Annotated in this window: 18 protein-coding genes; all 18 read right to left on the bottom strand. The window is 53.4% G+C overall.

Annotation, left to right across the window (positions count from 1 at the left end):
• Positions 1-7: 7 nt before the first annotated feature.
• Complete coding sequence (ileS, locus tag KNP86_RS02155; RefSeq protein WP_214752665.1) at positions 8-2,734, bottom strand: isoleucine--tRNA ligase; 2,727 nt, start codon at positions 2,732-2,734, stop codon at positions 8-10.
• Between the two features lie 270 nt (positions 2,735-3,004).
• Complete coding sequence (locus KNP86_RS02150; protein WP_021067053.1) at positions 3,005-3,550, bottom strand: DivIVA domain-containing protein; 546 nt, start codon at positions 3,548-3,550, stop codon at positions 3,005-3,007.
• Positions 3,551-3,568: 18 nt separating this feature from the next.
• Positions 3,569-4,339: a YlmH family RNA-binding protein gene (locus KNP86_RS02145; RefSeq protein ID WP_034777088.1), complete on the bottom strand. Its 771-nt coding sequence runs from the start codon at positions 4,337-4,339 to the stop codon at positions 3,569-3,571.
• Positions 4,340-4,612, bottom strand: a complete 273-nt coding sequence (locus KNP86_RS02140) for a YggT family protein (RefSeq protein WP_021067051.1) — start codon at positions 4,610-4,612, stop codon at positions 4,340-4,342.
• A 4-nt stretch (positions 4,613-4,616) separates the two neighbouring features.
• The gene (locus KNP86_RS02135; protein WP_029595732.1) at positions 4,617-5,084 is read right to left on the bottom strand and encodes a cell division protein SepF; all 468 of its coding nucleotides are present in this window, start codon (positions 5,082-5,084) and stop codon (positions 4,617-4,619) included.
• 23 nt (positions 5,085-5,107) lie between these two features.
• A complete protein-coding gene (locus KNP86_RS02130; protein ID WP_034777085.1) occupies positions 5,108-5,761 on the bottom strand; it encodes a YggS family pyridoxal phosphate-dependent enzyme in 654 nt (217 codons plus the stop codon).
• A complete protein-coding gene (gene pgeF / locus KNP86_RS02125; protein ID WP_214752663.1) occupies positions 5,758-6,519 on the bottom strand; it encodes a peptidoglycan editing factor PgeF in 762 nt (253 codons plus the stop codon). Before pgeF ends, KNP86_RS02130 begins: the two co-directional genes overlap by 4 nt.
• Before the next feature lie 55 nt (positions 6,520-6,574).
• Entirely contained in the window at positions 6,575-7,720 is a 1,146-nt protein-coding gene (ftsZ, locus tag KNP86_RS02120) for a cell division protein FtsZ (RefSeq protein ID WP_034777081.1), read from the bottom strand.
• A 48-nt stretch (positions 7,721-7,768) separates the two neighbouring features.
• Positions 7,769-9,064 carry a cell division protein FtsA gene (gene ftsA, locus KNP86_RS02115; protein WP_214752661.1) on the bottom strand — a complete coding sequence of 432 codons (1,296 nt, stop codon included), beginning with the start codon at positions 9,062-9,064 and terminating at the stop codon, positions 7,769-7,771.
• A gap of 227 nt (positions 9,065-9,291) precedes the next feature.
• Positions 9,292-10,062: a cell division protein FtsQ/DivIB gene (locus KNP86_RS02110; RefSeq protein WP_214752659.1), complete on the bottom strand. Its 771-nt coding sequence runs from the start codon at positions 10,060-10,062 to the stop codon at positions 9,292-9,294.
• Positions 10,063-10,074: 12 nt separating this feature from the next.
• Complete coding sequence (gene murG / locus KNP86_RS02105) at positions 10,075-11,151, bottom strand: undecaprenyldiphospho-muramoylpentapeptide beta-N-acetylglucosaminyltransferase (RefSeq protein WP_214752658.1); 1,077 nt, start codon at positions 11,149-11,151, stop codon at positions 10,075-10,077.
• Complete coding sequence (gene murD / locus KNP86_RS02100) at positions 11,148-12,485, bottom strand: UDP-N-acetylmuramoyl-L-alanine--D-glutamate ligase (RefSeq protein WP_251128222.1); 1,338 nt, start codon at positions 12,483-12,485, stop codon at positions 11,148-11,150. The genes murG and murD overlap by 4 nt, the downstream gene beginning before the upstream one ends.
• Before the next feature lie 15 nt (positions 12,486-12,500).
• A complete protein-coding gene (gene mraY / locus KNP86_RS02095) occupies positions 12,501-13,460 on the bottom strand; it encodes a phospho-N-acetylmuramoyl-pentapeptide-transferase (RefSeq protein ID WP_034777072.1) in 960 nt (319 codons plus the stop codon).
• Positions 13,461-13,481: 21 nt separating this feature from the next.
• On the bottom strand, positions 13,482-14,789 hold the full coding sequence (locus KNP86_RS02090; protein WP_251126244.1) for a UDP-N-acetylmuramoyl-tripeptide--D-alanyl-D-alanine ligase: 1,308 nt from the start codon (positions 14,787-14,789) through the stop codon (positions 13,482-13,484).
• Between the two features lie 58 nt (positions 14,790-14,847).
• Positions 14,848-16,956 (bottom strand): penicillin-binding transpeptidase domain-containing protein, encoded by a 2,109-nt coding sequence (locus KNP86_RS02085; RefSeq protein ID WP_353048144.1) that lies wholly within the window; start codon positions 16,954-16,956, stop codon positions 14,848-14,850.
• Positions 16,957-16,994: 38 nt separating this feature from the next.
• Positions 16,995-17,357: a cell division protein FtsL gene (gene ftsL, locus KNP86_RS02080; RefSeq protein WP_251126243.1), complete on the bottom strand. Its 363-nt coding sequence runs from the start codon at positions 17,355-17,357 to the stop codon at positions 16,995-16,997.
• Positions 17,358-17,380: 23 nt separating this feature from the next.
• Positions 17,381-18,313 carry a 16S rRNA (cytosine(1402)-N(4))-methyltransferase RsmH gene (gene rsmH / locus KNP86_RS02075; RefSeq protein ID WP_034777067.1) on the bottom strand — a complete coding sequence of 311 codons (933 nt, stop codon included), beginning with the start codon at positions 18,311-18,313 and terminating at the stop codon, positions 17,381-17,383.
• 168 nt (positions 18,314-18,481) lie between these two features.
• The gene (bshC, locus tag KNP86_RS02070) at positions 18,482-20,038 is read right to left on the bottom strand and encodes a bacillithiol biosynthesis cysteine-adding enzyme BshC (RefSeq protein ID WP_353048142.1); all 1,557 of its coding nucleotides are present in this window, start codon (positions 20,036-20,038) and stop codon (positions 18,482-18,484) included.
• Positions 20,039-20,054: the final 16 nt, after the last annotated feature.

Raw genomic sequence — 20,054 nt, 5'->3', positions numbered from 1 at the left:
GTCCGGCTTATGCGATGACTTCAGTACAACGCGGGCAAAGCTCTGGATGTTCAGCATTTTGACCGAGCTCGGTCGAGTATGTCCAGCAACGGGCACAAGCGGCACCGTCAGCCTTCATGACGCTGATTTCGGCCGTCGCATAATCGACATCGGCCGATTCGACGTAATCGAGTTGCGACACTTGAAGCAACTGACGAACGTTATCGATCGTCTCGAGCAATTGTTTCGTCTCACCTTTTGGCGCGACTTGTAGTTTCGCTTCGAGCGGTTTACCGATCAACTTCTCGCCACGGGCGATCTCGATTGCTTTCAAGACGTCGTCACGGAACGTGAGGAACTTCGACCATTTAGCAAGCAATGCCGTCTCATCTTCTGTGAGCGGTGCCACTGCCTCAAGGTCTGTCAAGAAGACGCTATCAGCTGTCTTCGCCGGCACTTCTTGCCACACTTCGTCCGCTGTGTGCGGGAGGATTGGTGCGAGCAATTTCGTGAGCGTGACGACCGTGTCATACATGACCGTTTGAACGGCACGACGACGTGCGTCGTCTTCACGTTCGATATACAGAATATCTTTCGTGAAGTCGAGATAGAACGACGACAATTCGTTGACACAGAAGTTATGGCTCAAGTGATAGACAGCCATGAAATCGAACGTGTCGTACGCTTTGACGACTTTCGTCTGAAGTTGCTTGAGTTTTGTCGCCATGAAGCAGTCCGCTTCCGGCATGTCTTCGAAGGCGACACGCATCGATGGGTCGAACCCGTTCAAGTTACCGAGCAAGAAGCGCAACGTGTTGCGGATCTTCCGGTAGACTTCCGACACTTGTTTGAAGTTGTCGTGCGATGCGCGGACATCCGACTGATAGTCGACCGACGATACCCAAAGACGGACGATTTCCGCTCCGTATTGTTTGACGAGATCGTTCGGTGCGATCGTGTTGCCGAGTGACTTCGACATCTTGCGGCCGTCGCCGTCGAGGACGAAGCCGTGGCTGAGCACGTTGCGATACGGCGCTTTACCCGTCGTCGCGACTGCCGTCGAGAGTGACGAGTTGAACCAGCCGCGGTATTGGTCCGAGCCTTCAAGGTACAAGTCGGCCGGACGGCGCAAGTTATCGCGCTGTTCGAGTACGCCCGCATGAGACGAACCTGAGTCAAACCAGACGTCCATGATGTCGAGTTCTTTCCGGAACTCGCCGTTCGGGCTGTTCGGGTGTGTGAAGCCTTCTGGCAACAAGTCTTTCGCTTCACGCTCATACCAGACGTTCGAGCCGTGCTCATGGAACAAGTTGGCGATGTGGTCGATTGTCTCGTTCGTGATGATCTCCGTGCCGTCCTCGGCGTAGAAGATCGGAATCGGGACGCCCCATGCCCGTTGACGGCTGATGACCCAGTCCCCACGGTCACGGACCATGTTGTAAAGGCGCGTCATGCCCCACTCCGGTACCCAGTTCACTTCTTCGATTTCACGAAGCATGTCGGCACGGAAATCTTTGATTGACGCGAACCATTGCGGTGTGGCGCGGAAGATGACCGGTTTTTTCGTACGCCAGTCGTGCGGGTACGAGTGCTTGATGAATTTCAAGTTGAGGAGGTAGCCGTTCTCTTCAAGCTTCATGCCGATTTGTTTGTTCGCGTCTTCATAGAACAAACCTTCGAAACCTGGCGCCTCCTCTGTCATATAACCACGGTCGTCGACCGGGCAGAGGACGTCGAGTCCGTAAGCTTGTCCGACACGGTAATCGTCTTCCCCGTGACCTGGTGCTGTATGGACGAGACCTGTCGCGTCAGCCGTGACGTGATCGCCGATCATGACGAGCGATGTCCGGTCATAAAGCGGATGCTGAGCCGTCATGTGTTCGAACTCGCGCCCGTTCCAAGAACCGCTCACCGTGTAATCCGTCCAGCCGAGTGCCGTCGTCACGTCTTCGACGAGCGCTTCGGCAACGATGTACCCTTTGCCGTCGTGCTCGATGCGCGTGTACGTCAACTCGTCGCTGACCGCGACCCCAAGGTTGGCCGGGATCGTCCATGGTGTCGTCGTCCAGATGACGAAGTGGTCCGTTGTCGCTAACACGTCTTTGCCGTCGACGACTTGGAACGCCACGTAGATCGCCGGTGACTTCTTGTCATAGTATTCGATTTCTGCCTCGGCGAGGGCCGATTCAGAAGACGGTGACCAGTAGACCGGTTTCTTCCCTTTATAGATGTAACCCTTCTCGGCCATCGTCCCGAACAAGCGGATTTGAGCCGCCTCATATTCCGGCAATAGCGTGATATACGGGTTGTCAAAATCAGCCATCAGTCCGAGACGCTTGAACTGCTCGCGTTGCGAGTTCACTTGTTCCATCGCGTACGCCGCACACTTCTCGCGGAATTCGGCGACGGTCATCTCTTTACGATTGACGCCTGCTTTTTGAAGCGCGTTCTCGATCGGGAGACCGTGTGTGTCCCAGCCCGGGATCATCGGCGACTGGTAGCCGTTCAATGATTTGAAACGGACGATGATGTCTTTCAATACTTTGTTGAGCGCATGGCCCATATGGATGTCGCCGTTCGCATACGGAGGTCCGTCGTGCAGGATGTATTGTGGCTTTCCGGCATTTTTTTCTTGGACGCGGTTATATAGGTCCATCTGTTCCCAAGCCTCGTGCATCGCTGGCTCGCGTTTCGGCAAGTTTCCGCGCATCGCGAATTCTGTCTCAGGCATCAATAGTGTGTCTTTGTAGTTCATTGAAACTCCTCCTGCATCTTTTTTTGACAACAAAAAAACCCGCCCCTAATAGGGACGAGTTAGTCGACTCGCGGTACCACCCTACTAATCTCAGGAAAAGCCCCGAGACCGCTCTTGGTAACCGATAACGAGGTCAGGCGGTCGCGCTTACTAACTTCAGCCCGACACTCATAGGGGATACCGATAAAGTCTTTCTCTTAGGCTTGCACCTTCCCTAAGTCGCTTCGTAGGTATGACTTTATCGACGTGTCCTAATCGACGTATTGTGTATTATCCGTGATGTTTGGTTGGTATGACTTCGTCGTCATTATACGCAAGTTCGGTCGTATCGTCAAGAACCGTCTGGACCGGCGGCTCCCCGACAATCGTGTCCCATTCCGTGCTGTTCAACAGCTCCATCTGAGCATCGACGAGGACGCGGAAGCGGGTCCGGTACAACTCGACTTTTTTGAGCATTTGAATGACTTCGCGCTCAGCGAGCTGTTCTTTACGTGACGCTTCTTCCTCACGGGCGAGCGCCTCGCGTTCAGCCTGCTTCAAAATGAGACTCGCTTCTTTCGCCGCGTTCGTCTTCACTTCTTCAGCTGCCTCTTGGGCGACGATAATCGATTTGTTCAACGTGTCTTCCATCGAGGAGAAGTAGTCGATACGGGCTTGCATATCGTTGACGAGTTCTTCGTACCTTCTATTCTCACGAATCAATAGCTCAAACTCTTTGATGATTTGATCTAGAAATTCATTGACCTCATCGATATCGTACCCGCGAAAACGAGTCGAGAACTCTTTATTATGAATATCAATCGGTGTCAACGCCATTCGACTTTCCTCCTAAGTTCAACGTATGATGCCATACTGGATTTTTATTTTCTCACGTTTCGTCGAGCCGAGAATCGCCGTCAATTTGACACGGCCATACCCTCGGATCGAGACCAAATCGTCTGGTTCAAGGATGAAGCTCGCATCGTCAATCGGTTTATGATTCACTTTGCAGTCTCCATGTTTGACGAGCGCCTGCGCTTTTTGCCTTGATAATCCGAGCACTTCGCTGACGACCGTGTCAAACCGGAGCGATGAGACGATTCCGAACTCGTCGCTCCATTTGACTTCGGGCACGACGAGCACGGACTCGGGCGGTACCTCTGAGATGCGAATCCGGGCCTTGCCGACCCGGTCGACGTTCATCTCGATGAACCCGACCGCCTCACGCGTCGTCGCGAATTGGGCGACGCCGTCGTCAAGGACGACATCTCCGAATTTTTGACGCTTCAAACCAGCGTTCAAGAGCGTACCCGTCACTTGACGATGCGTCAATTCGACAAATTTGGTTGGATAGTCGATTTGACGAATCGCGATATCAAAATCGTTCGGGTCGAGCTCGTAATAGTCCGGAGCGAGGATGAGTCGACGCCGTTCCGCGCCTTCAAATCCGCCGTCCTCATAAATCGCGAGCTGCTTCCCGACGAGTTGCCGGACGATTTGTTGCTCGCGTGGATCTAAAAAGTCCGTCACTTTAAACACATAGTTGTCCTCGACTTGTTGAACCCAATCGAGCACTTGCTCGACAAACGGGCGCTCATTCGGACGATAATGATCGAAGACGCTCATTTAAATACCGAAAATCGCTCGCACTCCAAATTGTGCCATCCGTAGCACAAATAAAGCGACGATTGGGGAGATATCGAGCATCCCGCCGATTGGTGGGATGATTCGACGAAACGGGTTTAAAAACGGCTCGCATAGATACGATAAAATTTGACCAAATTTAGATTCGCGCGCATTTGGGAACCACGATAATAAAATATAGGCAATCAAGACCCAACTATAATACCCAAGTAATGTAACGATCGTGTTGCCTAACGCAGGTATAGCATTTTCCATTCAGTTACCACCCTTTACTGTTGAGTTCGTCCTCCGAAATCAAATTCGAGATCGATCCCGTCAACTCGATGTTGTTTGGAGTACATAGAATCGTGTTATGTCCAATCGACGTCATCGTCCCTTCTAACGCATAGACGACACCTGACAAGAAGTTGACGACTTGACGAGACTGCTCTTTCGACATCCGTTGGAGGTTGACGATGACGGCCCGGTTTTCTTTCAATTGGTCGCTGATGTCTTGGGCTTCGGCGAATACACGCGGTTCGGCCAAGACGACTTTTGAACGTTCTTTCTTCTTCGTGTTCAACGCGACGATATTGTTCGATGTTTTCGGACGGTCCTCAGTTTTGACGATTGCCTCCGTCATCGGTTGTGTCTTCGTTTCGGCGACAGCATACTCGTCTCCTTCGAACTGGTTGTTCGGATCTTCCTCGAGTCCAAAGAAGTCCTTCATTTTGTTTTTGATTGACATAACGGATTCCTCCTTAAAATATATTATTGCACAAGTACGGTTCCAATACGAACAAACGATGCGCCTTCTTCGATCGCCAACGTGTAGTCGTTCGACATCCCCATTGACAGTTCGGTACACGGTGCATGCGGATAGGCAAGACCTGCGACGTCATCGCGCAATTGTCTCAAGTTTCGGAACGTCTCCCGAATCACCGTCTCGTCCTCTGTGAACGGTGCCATCGTCATCAATCCGATGATCCGCACGTGAGGATACTGTTTACAGTTCTCGATGAACGGGATGACTTCCTCTTTTTCGAGACCATGTTTTGATGCTTCGCCCGATATGTTCACTTGCACGAAACAATCGATCACGCCTTGGGCGCGCTTATTGATTTCTTCGGCGAGCGAGAGGCGGTCGAGCGAATGGATTGCTGCCACATGGTCAATAATTTGTCTCACTTTACGTGTCTGCAGACTGCCGATGAAATGAAACTTGGCATCAGGCGGCAACTGCTCGACTTTTTCAAGCAATCCTTCGGGACGATTTTCGCCGAAGTCACGGATGCCTTCCGCATAGAGGGCGTTCGCCACGTCGGGACCGACCGATTTCGTGACCGCGATGAGCGTCACCGCTTGATCGGTCCGATGCGCGTCGATCGTCTGTCTGACTTGATTCACATTATTCGCTATACTCACGATTTCTTCTCCTTGACGAGGACAGCCGCAAATCGACGTTTGGCATCTCCGTTCCGATACGAGAAAAAGCTTCGATCGGCTACGGTCGACAAGTTCGATTGGGTCACCTCGATATTTCGTTCAGCGGCGAGCGTCTCGTTCACTCGTTGCAGGGATAGATGGGCATGGCCTGCCTGTTCGTCCGAGACTGATGCTTCATAAGCTGCCGGCGAGACAGCTTCGACCGCATCAAGGACACGGCGGTCGACCTCGTAATGGTCGGTCGTGATGGCTGGTCCGACAAACATATCAATATCTTGTTCCGGTACGCCCAATGTTGCAAATGCATCGGTCATCGAGGCCACGATGTTACCGACCGTCCCTTTCCAGCCTGCGTGTGCGACACCAATGACGCCATGGTCTTTGGCGCAAAAGAACAGGGGGACACAATCAGCGAACACGAGGGCGAGCGGTAACGAGTCAACCGTCGTGACGAGACCGTCCGTCGCCGGAATCGTCTCATCGTAACGGTACGCTCCTCTGCCGCGGTCAGCGTCTCCGACGACTTCGACGTTTGTTTGATGCACTTGGTCGGCCCATACCGAATCAGCGAGGTCGAGACCGGCCGCTTCGAAAAATTGCTTCCGATTGGCGACGACTCGATCCGGGTCATCTCCGACGTGGAGTCCGACGTTGCCTTCGTTATGCCCATCGGTCCGGGTCGTCACATAAGCGCGGAAGCGATAAGTCTCGGTTTCCCATGTATGTAACAGTCGCATATGATTCTCCTTTTTTAGAAAAAGGGGATGCCGAGAACCGGCACCCCCCTGTTGTTTAGTTACGGCGTTGTCTTACGAACGCTGGGATGTTGATCGTCTCGTCTGGGACGTCCCCGCCATAGACCGGTCTATGGAAGTTCCCTTCATCTTGTGGCGCAGCTTCTTGCGTTTTCGGTTGAGCCTCACGGTTCACTTCAGCTTCCGGTTTTTTCTTCGGTTGCTGGAGGAACGGGTTCGTCCCTTGCGCTTCTTCTGCGAATTCAGTTGCGATCACGGTTACGATGATCTCGTCGTTCAAGTTTTCGTTGATGACCGAACCGAAAATCAAGTTCACTTCTTCATCAGCGGCACTTTGTACGATTTGAGCAGCTTCCGTGACTTCGAACAAGCTGAGGCTAAGTCCGCCTGTGATGTTCATCAAGACACCTTTCGCGCCTTCGATTGAAGACTCGAGAAGTGGAGATGAGATGGCTTTCTTCGCTGCCTCGACGGCACGGTTCTCGCCTGTCGCGACACCGACACCCATGAGGGCTGAGCCTTTTTCTGTCATGATCGTCTTCACGTCAGCGAAGTCGAGGTTGATGAGTCCAGGGATGGCAATCAAGTCTGTGATCCCTTGGACACCTTGACGAAGGACATTATCCGCTTCACGGAACGCTTCAATCATCGGCGTATTGCGCTCGACGATTTCAAGCAACTTATCGTTCGGAATAACGATGAGTGTATCGACTTTTTCTTTGAACGCTTGAATCCCGTGTTGGGCGTGTTGCATCCGTTTGCGTCCTTCGAACATGAACGGTTTCGTGACGACACCGACCGTGAGCGCTCCGATTTCTTTCGAAATCTCAGCGATGACAGGTGCAGCCCCAGTCCCGGTTCCTCCGCCCATACCTGCTGTGACGAAGACCATGTCGGCGCCATCAAGCGCTTCAATCAACTGTTCACGGCTCTCTTCTGCCGCTTTTTTCCCGATATCAGGATTTGCGCCGGCACCGAGGCCACGCGTCAATTTCGCGCCAAGTTGAAGCTTCACGTCTGCTTTTGACATGTTGAGTGCTTGCGCGTCTGTGTTGACGGCGATGAACTCGACACCTTGCACTCCGTGCTCGATCATGCGGTTGACGGCGTTTGAACCGCCACCACCGACTCCAATTACTTTAATTTTTGCTACGGCGTCAATCGCCTCATCAAAGTACATCATTTCAGGTATCCCCCTACGTAATTTCCAATTGTTAACACAACGTCAAGTTTACACGCCAAATAGTTTTTCCATTAAGCGGCCGAATCCATTTTTCGTTTCGCGATCGTCCCGCTCCACATCCACGTCGTGGTCGTGGTCGTGGTCGTTTGGCATCGTGCCGTCCGGTTTCGTGACGGTCACGCGCTCTTCCGGCTTTTCAAGTCGTGACTTCGAGACGTGATGATCGCTCATAAGCACGTACTTGAGGACGCCGACCGCGGTCGCGTATTTCGGGTGTCTGACGCCAATCGACGAAGGCTGATACAGTCTCGTCGTTTGACCCATAACACGAGTCGCCAATTCTTGGATGCCAGGTAAAGCAGCGGCCCCACCGCAGAGGAGATATCCTCCACTGAGCGTCGGGACGCCTACCTTTTGCACTCTATTCAACACAAGCGTAAACATTTCCTCTATTCTTGCCTCTAAAACATAACTAATTTCTGCTTGCGGTTCGAACGTGACTTCTCCGTTAATGTTCGTGAACGAGAAGCCCTCGGATGCGTCGGCCATTTCTTCAAGGGCGAGTCCGTATTCTTCTTTCGCCACTTTGGCGTCCTGGTATTTACAGTTGAGCTTGTAAACCAAGTCGCGTGTCATATGATCGCCTCCGACAGGAAGGATATATGAGTAGACAAGGTCGCCCCGATAGAAGACAGAGACGGTTGTCTTTTCATGTCCGATATCGATCAATCCGATACCAAGATCGATTTCGTCGACAGATGCCGCGCTCATACCGAGTGCCAAGTTGCCGAGGACGAATCCTTCGAGTTTCAGACCCGCTCGTTCGATGGAGCGACGAATGCTATGTAAAATCGTCTTCGAACCAGTTACCATCTTCCCGTGCATCTCTAAACGATAGCCGAGCATTCCCCGAGGATCGACGACACCTGTCTGTTGATCGACCGTGAATGACGACGGGATCACATCGATGACGCTCATCTCGTCCGGCAAGCGCATGACTTGCGCCGAGTTGATGACTTCGATGACATCTGTATCCGTGATTTCTTGGTCTTCTCGTTTGACCGACGCGATTCCGTGACATGGGGCGATTTGGATATGTTCCCCTTCGATGGCAACATATACCGACCGAATTTGATCACCGAGTGCCGCTTCGGCATGTTCGACGGCTTGTTTGATGGCTTGAACCGTCTTATCGATGTCGACGACGGCGCCACGTTTTACTCCTGCAGACGGGGCACACCCCTCCGCCAAAATGTTAAGCGTTCCCCCGAGTAATTCACCCACGACGAGCTTAATTTCTGACGTTCCTATATCCAATGCGGCCACATAACCATTCGCTTCCAAAAGGGAAACACCTCCGCGCTTTAATTTCTATACTTGAATTCCGTTACATTGTTACAGATATCCAAAAATATTGTTAGGTCCGGCAAGATATCTCACGTCTAAGTTTACAACAAATAAGATAGTGAGAAAAGGTAGAATCCTACAAATTAAGCGGTTTTGGGGTGTCAATTCGATTACAATCGATAAAAAAACAGCCCTTATGTGTCTAAGGACTGTAAAATATCAGATTATTCTTTCGGTTTTTCATACGGGACGAAATAATATCCGCCATCCATGACGACAGTTCCTCGTTGTCCTTTTGGAATGTTTTCATAGATTTCACCGTATTTGGACACGGTTTGACTGAGCTTGAACGTCGGCGTTTGAATCGTGTTGCCGTCGTTCATATAAATCTCATATCGGGTCGATTCCCCGTCTTGTTTCGAGAACACGATTTCCGACATCCGGGCCCGCATCGCGTCATCAACTTGTTCAAGCTCAGTCGCGATTTTCTCGAGTTCCGTTTTGTCCGTGAATTCACGCAAGAGTGGACCGTCCTTTAACTTCTCAGGGTCGGTGATGCCGCCAGTCGGATGAAGCGAGCCATCGGCAAGTACCGCGACTTCTTCTTGATCCGTCCGCGAGTACGCGATCATCTTTTCTTCTTCGACATCGATTGTCACGATGTTATACCATGAGCGGTCGACGTCGACATCTTTCACGCCAGGCACGGCGCGGAGTTCTCGTTCAATCTCCTTCGGTGACACTTGAACGATTTTTGTGGACGTATCGATGTCCGTCCCGGCGAGCACGTACTCTTCTGTCAGCCAGGACAGACCGTTCACGTTCACCGCCTTCACGTCAGAGACCGACGTCTGCATATATACGACGAGTGCGATCAGCACCGCGAATAAGATCAAGATGGTCGACAAGCGTCGGTTCGCTTTTTTACGACGCTGATCTTTCATATACGGGATACGGTCTTCTAAACTACGAACGGTGTTCTGACGTGTCTCCATGTCTATTCTCCTTTATCGGCGGACTTCTTCGACGAGGTCGGCGAGTGATTCCGCAGCTTGCGGGAATCCTAGCCGTTTCGATGCTTCTGCCATCTCAGTATGATGTGCCAATACGTGACGGATCGACTTGACGAGTGTCTCGCCCGTCAAGTCTCCTTCTTTGATCAATTCGGCCGCGCCGCTCTCAACGAGGGCTGACGCATTTTTCGTCTGATGATCGGCCGTCACATACGGGCTCGGAATCAAGATGCTCGGTAGACCGAGCGCGGTCAACTCCGAGATCGTCGACGCGCCGGCCCGTGACACGACGAGGCTCGCGCAAGCGAGAAGCTCAGGCATATCGTAGACGTATGGCAAGACATGGACGTTTTCAGCTGTTGGCGCGGTGGCCACGACGTTGTCGTAGTGCACGTTCCCGGTCACGTAGAGCACGTTCACCGGTTCAGCCGCGAGCTCGGGAATAGCTTCGATGACAGCGCGATTGATCGCTTCTGCCCCGCGGCTTCCGCCGTAAATCAAGACGATCGGCCGCTCATCGATCCCGTACTCGGCACGGACGGCCGCCTCATCTACGGTCGTCTTCAACACTTCGCTCCCACGCGGGTTTCCGATGACGCGAACGTTCGCTCCGGGAAACTGCGACTCAGAACCGGCGAACGACAAGGCGACGCGGTCGGCTTTCTTCGAGAGGAACTTGTTCGTCAAGCCCGGGATGCTGTTCTGTTCATGCAAGATGGTCGGAATTCCGAGCTGCTGTGCCGTAAAGACGACCGGTCCTGAGACGAAGCCGCCCGTTCCGATGACGACATCCGGACGAAACGTCTTCATCTCTTTACGTAACGTGAGGACGGATTGAATGAACCAATACGCCGTCTTGATGTTGTCTAGCGATAGAGAACGTTTTAGTCCGGCAATCCGGATCGATTTGAACGGGACGCCCGCCCGTGGAACGAGGTCAGCCTCGAGACCGTTCTCAGTCCCGACATAAAGCACCTCGAGCTTCGGGTGCCTCGCTTTGAGTGTGTCGAGAAGAGCGAGTGCCGGGTAGATATGTCCACCCGTCCCTCCACCAGAAATCATAACTTTCATCGATTGGCCTCCTCATATGCATTCACGAGTCGGACGAAATGTTCGCCGCGCTCTTCGAACGTCTTATATTGATCCCAACTTGCACAAGCCGGCGATAATAAGATCACGTCATCAGTCGCCGACTGTTCGAACGCGAGCGGGACCGCCGCCTCGAGCGTAGCGACCGCGAACGACGGAATCTGCTCGGCCTCACCTAACGACTTGAACCGCTCCGCCGTCTCGCCGTAAGCGACAATCGCTTTGACCCGGCCGAGCGCCGGAACGAGAGAAGTGAGGTCGGCGCCACGTTCGAGTCCTCCGCACACCCAGACAATCGGGGCCTCGAAACCGTTCAATGCGGCTTCGGCGGCCACGTTGTTCGTCGCTTTCGAGTCGTTATACACCCGGCGGCCGAGCACTCGCCCGAGGCTCTCTGTACGGTGGGCCACTCCGCCGAACGTCTGAAGGACGCGTTCGATGTGTGCTCGCGGAATGTCGAACGGTTCGACGAGCAACAAGGCTGCCAACACGTTCTCGACGTTATGGGCCCCACCAAGGGCAAGGTCCTCGACGCGGATGACCGGTTCTCCATGAAGCGTGATCCAGCCGTCCACTACGTGTGCGTCTCCACTGTCGTAACCGAACGTTGAGGCGGGAAGACCGGACGGGACACGTTTCATCACTTCCGTGTCGCTGCCTTTGACGACGACACGGTCTGCGGCCGTCATGTTCCGGAACAAGTTTCCTTTGGCATCGGCATACGAGTCAAAGTCGCCGTGGTAATCCAAATGCGCCGGTGACAAGTTCAACAGTGCCGCCGCTTGCGGATGGAACTGTTCGACGCCCATCAGTTGGAAGCTCGACAGCTCGATGACGATGACGTCACCCTGCTTCGCTTTCGATGCCACTTCGATGGCCGGGAAACCGATATTCCCTGCCACATGCACCGGACGACTTCCCCCTTTGAGCAATTCGTGGACGAGCGTCGTCGTCGTCGTCTTCCCGTTCGAACCGGTGATGGCGACAAACGTGGCATCGGTCGCCAAGTAGGCGAGCTCCACTTCTGTATAGATCGGGATGTTCCGCTCAAGCGCTGCTTGGAGGAGCGGGATGTGATACGGGATACCCGGATTTTTGACGATCATGTCCGTCGTGTCGAGCAATTCGAGCGGATGGGAACCGAAGACGCCGTTGATGCCGAGCGCTTCGATTTTCATCCGTTCTTCCGTTGACGGTTCGCTCCCGGTATTGATGGTCACGTTCGCGCCGACATTTCTTAAGTAAGCGGCAGCGGCGATGCCGCTCCGTGCCGCGCCGAGTACGAGGACTCGTTTATCGTTCCACTGTTGTTGCATGTCTTCCACCATCCATTACATGAGTAGTAACGACAAGACTGCCGTGATCAAACTAATTCCACCGAACGTCAAGACGATGCGCCATTCTGACCAACCGACCATTTCGAAATGGTGATGAATCGGGCTCATCTTAAAGATTCGTTTGCCCGTCGTCTTGAACGAGAGCACTTGCAAGATGACGCTGAGCGTCTCGATGACAAAGATGATACCGACAAAGACGAGCAACAACTCGAGTTTGAGCATGAGGGCGAGACCTGCGACCGCACCGCCGAGGGCGAGCGACCCCGTGTCGCCCATGAAGATTTTTGCCGGGTATTTATTGAAGACGAGGAAACCGAGCAAGGCGCCGACGGCACTGAAGGCGAACCAAGCGATTCCGGCTTCGTCTTGCCCGAGGGCATAGATGCCGAAGAAGGCGAACGTCGGGATGGCCGAGAACGAGACGAGACCGTCGAGACCGTCCGTCAAGTTGACCGCGTTCGAGAAACCGACAAGCCAGAAGATGACGATGGCCACATAGAACCAACCCGTTTCAAACGCGATCGAGGTGAACGGGATTTGAATCGTCGTGTCGAGCTCCCCACCGAGTGAGAGGAACCAGACGAACAGGACGGAGACGACGATTTGACCGATCAATTTCTGGAGCGATGTCAAACCGAGGTTACGTTTGTTGACGACTTTGATGTAGTCGTCAAGGAAGCCGATCACACCGAAGGCGAGTGTCACGAACAAGAGCGTCCCGAATCCGGCGACGGCTTCTCCGAAGACGACCGAGACGAGGAATCCGATGATGAGGGCGAGCAAGATGACGATGCCTCCCATCGTCGGAGTGCCTGATTTCTTTTGATGCCAACCTGGACCTTCGTCACGGATTTCTTGGCCAAACTTTAAGTTACGCAGTGCCGGGATGGCCCGCGGCATGACGACCAATACGGTCAATAATGAACTGATTAAGACGATTAAACTGATTAGCATGTTCGTACCTCACTACTCTCTTTATTGAACTAAGCGCTCAAGCGCCAGTCCTCGCGATGCTTTTAACAATATCACAGTCTGGGGGCGTTGATAACTGCCGAGAAGCACTTTCGCTTCCTCGACGGTCGGCACCGTTGTCACGTTCACACGCGGGTCGGTAATGCCGTTCGCAATCCATTTCGCCTTCTCTCCGATGAGCACGCAATCCGTGACCGGGGCCGTGATGACACGGCCGACACTTTCGTGTTGCGTGACTTCATCTGCGCCAAGCTCATACATGTCACCGAGGACGAGGACACGTCGCGTGAACCCTTCAAGTGTTTTCATCGTCTCGATGGCGGCGATCATCGAAGTCGGGCTGGCATTATAGGCATCATTGATCAAGTGCGCATCACCGAACATCCGCTTCTCCATCCGCATCGATGTCAACTGGACCCGATCGAGTCCGCGTTGGATCGTATCGTGTCCCAATCCGAACTTGAGTCCGCAAGCGATCGCATAGGCGGCGTTGCGGATTTGATGGGCGCCGAGCACTTTCAATTCATATAACTCGTTGTTGTAACGGAAAATCGAAGCATCGAACGTCGCCTCCACGACCTCGAGTTTGCCGTCAGCGGTCGCCTCATAACCGACGCGGTACCCGCCAGCTTCACTGAGGAGCGGCTCGTCGGCATCGACGATCAAGACGCCACCCGGTTTCAGACCGGCTTTAATCTCGAGTTTCGCCTTGGCGATCCCCTCGCGCCCCCCGACTTGTTCTCCGTGCGACTCTCCGATATTCGTGACGAAAGCGATATCCGGTTTAGCGAGCTTCGACAACAATTCAATTTGACCGAATCCGTTCATCCCCATCTCGAGGACGGCGACTTCCGTATCGCGTGGCATCCGTAACACGGTGAGCGGCAAGCCGACATCCGAGTTGAAATTGCCTGCCGTCTTGTGTGTCTTGAACGTCTCGCCGAGCACGACGGCGATCATGTCTTTCGTCGAGGTCTTTCCGTTCGATCCGGTGATGGCGACGACTTTTGGATCAATCTCTGCCAAGTAGCGGGCTGCCGCCTCTTGAAGCGCCTGAAGCGGCGATGCGACCGGAATGGCGACAATCCCTTCCGGCAACGGCCGGTCTTGCTCCCAAAACGTCACGATCGCACCTTGTTTGACGGCAGCCTCGATATAATCGTGTCCATCGACACGCGCCCCGATGATTGGGACGAACAAGCCGTCGGCGTTATCGTCTCGCGAGTCGGTTGCGACGTGGCGCACCTCACGCGTATCATCTGTCTTCATGCCGAACCAAGATGCGAGTGTTTGTATCGTCAACTGTTCCATAACCATTTCCTCCTGTGACAAAGGAAAAGAGAGCCGAGGCCCTCTTCATCCCTTTGCGTTAGTTCGACGGTGACTGGAGCTTCACTTTTAACGTCGCCCCGGTCTTGACAGGCTTGCCTTTCCCAATCGACTGGGACGTGACGAAGCCGGTACCGTCTATTTCTAAATTCAATTGATAAAGTGTCGCCAACCGTTTCACATCACGGAGCGACCAACCTTTCAAGACCGGCATCGTGAACGACTCATCCGTCTTCAACAGCAAGCGCTCGCCGACGACGTACGGTTGACCCTCGACCGGACTTTGCGCAATGACCGTTTCGCCACTGCCGAGTGACACCGGTGTGAATGCCGCCGCCTTGGCTGCCTTCACCGCCTCGTCACGGCCTTGCCCGACGAATGACTCTGTCGTTTTCGTCGACGCATCGATCGTCTTCGCCTGTTTGTCTGGCTCGACACTCCGGTAACGGAGCGCGACGTCCATCACGTCTTTGAACAGCGGTGCCATGATACGTGGTCCCGTCGTCGACGAGTCACTGTTCGGACGGTCGACGGCGATGTACATGACGAGTTCAGGGTCGTCCTCCGGCGCCATGCCGACGAACGAATGGATATATTGTCCACTCAAATACTTCCCGTTCTCCGCGATTTGCGCGGTCCCGGTTTTCCCGATGACGCGGTAGTTGTCGAGGGCGTACAATTGCCCCGTCCCGACGTCACTGTTGACGACGCCGTCAAGCGCTTCCCGCGTCTGCTTCGCCGCTTCGGCCGTGATCGGTTGCCCGACGACTTTCGGATTCGTCGTCCGAATCGTCTCGCCCGTCTCACGGTTCACGACTTTTTTAATGACATGAGGTTGCTTCATCGTCCCATCGGTCGCGATCGCCGACGTCGCTTGCAAGATTTGCATTGGCGTGACGGCCGTCGATTGACCCCATGCTGTGATCAAGACGTTGAGCGGGCTCTCGAAATCGAACTGGCTGTTGACCTCGCCCGGTAAATCGACGCCCGTGCGTTGGTCGAACTTGAACGCTTTGAAATAATCCTCGTAGCGACTGAGTCCGAGCCGTTCGTTCGCCAATATCGAAAAGGCGACGTTCGACGAGTGCCAGACGCCTTCTACCATAGGAATCGTACCCCATCCGGTAATGTTGTAATCATTGAATACGGTCTTGCCATACTTATATGAACCCGACTTGTACAGTTCGTTCGGGTTGTAGACACCTTCGTTGATGGCAGCGGCCAACGTGAAGATCTTCATCGTCGACCCCGGCTCGAAGCGGGACGATACCGAGAAGTTGCTGTATGAGCTGATTTCACGCGTGTTCGGATCGAATGACGGGCGATCCGACAAGGCGATGATTTCGCCGGTCTTCGGGTCCATAATGATCGCCGTCGCGTTCTTCGGCTTGTACTCTTTATACAGTTCCTCCATCTTCGTATCGAGCAGCTGTTGAATGCGGTGATCGATCGTCAGTTGGACGTCCGCCCCATCTTCCGGGTCAACCTTCAATTGCTCGTCACTCGAGACGAGTTGACGGCCGGCCAAATCTTTCTCGAACCGATACAGCCCATACGACTCGCTCAAGACGTCATTGAGTGACTTTTCAATCCCGAGTTCTCCGACGAGTTCGATCCGCCCATTCTGGTCAATCTTTTGGGCGTATCCGACGACGCTTGATGCGAACACTTTGTTCGGATAATAGCGTTTCGGTTCTTCGACGAACGTGATCCCGGGAATCTTGAACGTTTCAATCTCTTCTTTTTGTTCGACCGTCAAATCACGACCCGGCACGCCGAACTCGATTTGCCCACGGTCTTTGTTTTGCTCGAGCCGTTTCAAGATGTCACCTTCCGTCATCGGAAGCACGGTCGCAAGTTGCTTCGCGGCCTCAGGAAACGCTTCGGGCATGAGCGTCTTGTTCTCTACCCGCTCGCCGCCGAGCTTCAACACGGCCACGACTCGATACGACGGAATGTTGATGGCGATTGGTTGTCCGAACCGATCAAAAATCTCGCCCCGCTCCGCTTTTAACGTACTGACCGCTTTCCAGCGTTCTTCCTCGGCGAAGGCGAGCATGTTTTCCCCTTTGTACGTCTGGAAGACGGACAAATAAAGGAACCAACCGACAAAAAATAAAAAGAGTGGTGTGAAGCAAACAATCGCCACCCACGCCACTCTTTTTTTACTCTGTTGTAGAGAATTCATCAGTCAATCACCTTGACGTTGTTCTCATTGAATTGCATTCCGAGCTTTTCAGCAATCGCATAGATTCTCTCAGGTGAGCTTAGTTGGGCGATCTCATACTTCAATTCTTCATTCTCTTTCGCGATCGTGTTCGTCTCTTGTGTGATCAGAGCCGTGTCGCGCATGATGTTGTACGCTTCGTTATGTTTCGATACCGTGATGCCACCGAACAAGACAACTGAACAGATCATGGTCGGGTACAGGATGGATTCGAACAAAGTCAACGTACGTCGTTTTGGAGCTGGTATTGGTCGTTCTTGCGGAATCGGATTGCGATTCGGCGAAACTTGAGGCTGCAAAGCCTTGCGAGCAGCTTCTGGCATCAGGTATCCCTCCTACGTACAGTCTATTTTTGTTTTTCTGCGACCCGAAGCTTGGCTGAACGGGCCCGGCGGTTGTCTTCAAGTTCAACGTCCCCGGCCGTGATCGGCTTGCGCGTAATCAACTTCAACTCGGGTTCAAACTCTTTCGGGATGACCGGCAATCCTGGTGGTAACGGCGGATGCTGGCTTCTCTCTTTGAAGACTTGCTTACAAATCCGATCTTCTAACGAGTGGAACGTGATGACACAAATCCGTCCACCGATGGCGAGTAGATCGATCGCGTCTTGGACGGCGCGGTCGAACACGTTCAATTCATCGTTGACGGCGATGCGGATCGCCTGGAACGTTCGTTTCGCAGGGTGTCCGCCTTTTCGTCGTGCCGGCGCCGGAATCGCGTCTTTGATCAACTCGACGAGTTCAAACGTCGTCTCAATCGGCTTGACGGCACGGGCTTGCTCGATCTTGCGGGCGATCTGTTTCGAGAATTTCTCTTCCCCGTATGTAAAGAAGATGCGGGCAAGGTCCCCGAACGGCCATTCGTTGACGACATGGTAAGCCGATAGCTCACGCGAACGGTCCATGCGCATATCTAACGGCGCGTCGTAATTGTAGCTAAAGCCACGTTCGGCCTCATCGAGCTGCGGCGAAGACACGCCAAGGTCAAACAATACCCCATCGACCTGGGTGATTCCACGTGCCAGCAGTTCATCTTTCAAATGGACGAAGTTGCTTTTAATGAACGTAACCCGGTCCTCATATGGAGCCAACCGCTCACTCGCGTGCTTGAGCGCGACGTCGTCTTGGTCAAAGGCGTACAGATGGCCTGTCGTCAAACGCTTGACAATCTCTTCGCTGTGACCGGCTCCTCCTAACGTACAATCGACATAAATCCCGTCTGGCTTAATATTCAATCCCTCAATGGACTCCATTTTTAAAACCGTTTCATGCTCAAACATACAAAAACCCTCTCAACCTACATTTTTCAACTATTTTATTACGTTTACTTTATCATAAAAATGTCAAGCGCCGCATAGGTTTTTAGCGAAAAGAGGAAACAAAAAGGTAACAAACAAAAAAGATTCCCTGATTGCTCAGGGAACCATCAAAAAACATTGGTATTTATTTTACAGTTTAACGAGACATCGCTCCGATTCAGACTGTTCGTAGGCGGCAAATAGCCGTTTGAACACATCGAGGCCATGACGATTCAAGAGCGGTACCATCGACCAGATCCGTTCTTGCGGCGCATCCATCGGTAAGAGCCTTGTCGACAGATGAATCCGCCGACTGTTCAACCGATATTGGTCACGTTTCGCCTCGGCCCGCATCTCGTCAGCGAGCCGATCAAGTACGTGTCGCGCCTTGGTGTCAAATCGATGGCCCCGCTTCCCGGCTTCGCGACCGAGCGCTTCCGTGAGCGTTCGGTAGGCGTAAAGACTCTGGTCGAACGCCTCGTCATCGAACGTATGGTCCGGCAATGGGTTCGTCAAGTAATCGACGAGCGTCACGCCTTCTTGGGCAAGTTTCTTCTCATCGTTCGTCGAAACGAGGACGGCCCCGAGCCGTGGGATGAGGAGCGGCATGTTCCAACCAAAGAGATGGAACAGCGGGCGCAACTGTAGCCAGTAGGCGATTTCCCCCGGGCCGGCGATATAAGCGAGCGTCGGGAACAAGAAGTCTTGCATGAGCGGACGTGACACGACGTTGTTCGAGAACCGCTCCGGGTGCTCCTCGACTTGTTGCAGCAACTCGGCCTCGGTGAATCGATGGCCTCGTTTCGTCGTGAACACCCCGTCTTGTTTCGTCAACAACTCGCGTGTGCCGTCGTGATAGAACAGATGGGCCGCGTCCCGGTTCAAGTCGACGTGTGGCATGCCATCCTCGAACGCCTCTCGTAGCGCCGTGTTCAGACGATCGTGTTCACGAATCAACCGCTTGAATGCGTCGCGCTCGAGCGCCCGGACTTCCGGTTGGTGCGGGTCGAACAGGATGAAGTCTTCTCCGACGAACCGGCGCATCATCCGCCCGAAAAATTCGGCGAACGAGTGGCTCGCTTGGAGCACGGCGACGAGCTCGTGATAAAGTGTCGTCGTGTATGGCGTCTCCGTCTCTGATAACAGCACACGCTGTAGCATTTGTACGAGCTCAATTTTCAGTCGATCGAATTCTAACTCCCCGATCGATGCCTTGCCGGCGAGCGGGACCGTCGATAGCGCCTCTTTACGCAATTGACGCGACAACGGTTGGCTCACGAACACGTGGTTGATTTCCGCATAGTCGTGATCCTCGGTCGCCATCCAAAAGATCGGGATGACCGGTTTGTTCAGTTTCGCTTCTGCCTGTTTGGCTTTTTTGATTACGGTCAACAGTTTATACACCGCGAACAACGGACCACCGAATACCCCGACTTGCTGTCCGGTCACCATCGTCAACGCCTCGCCTCGAGCCAACGCGTCGAGCTTTGATTCGAGCGCGGGAGACATCGGACCGTGGACGGTTTGTTGGTCTCGCAATATAGTTACAAGCGCGGGCAAATGCGTGAACGAACGTCCGGTCAGTTCGTCAGCCCTCGCCTCGAGTTCGTCCATCCCTTTATAGTCCAGCCATTTCGAATAGCCTGTCTCCACCTGCATCATTGGAGACGACGGGGCGTACATGGCATCTAGCGACTCTATCCTCACGTATAACGACTTCCTT

This window comes from Exiguobacterium sp. s16 (assembly GCF_018618115.1).
GTDB lineage: Bacteria > Bacillota > Bacilli > Exiguobacteriales > Exiguobacteriaceae > Exiguobacterium > Exiguobacterium mexicanum_A.
The sequence above is the reverse complement of the archived record's forward strand: the minus strand, read 5'-3'. Positions and strand labels throughout refer to the sequence as shown.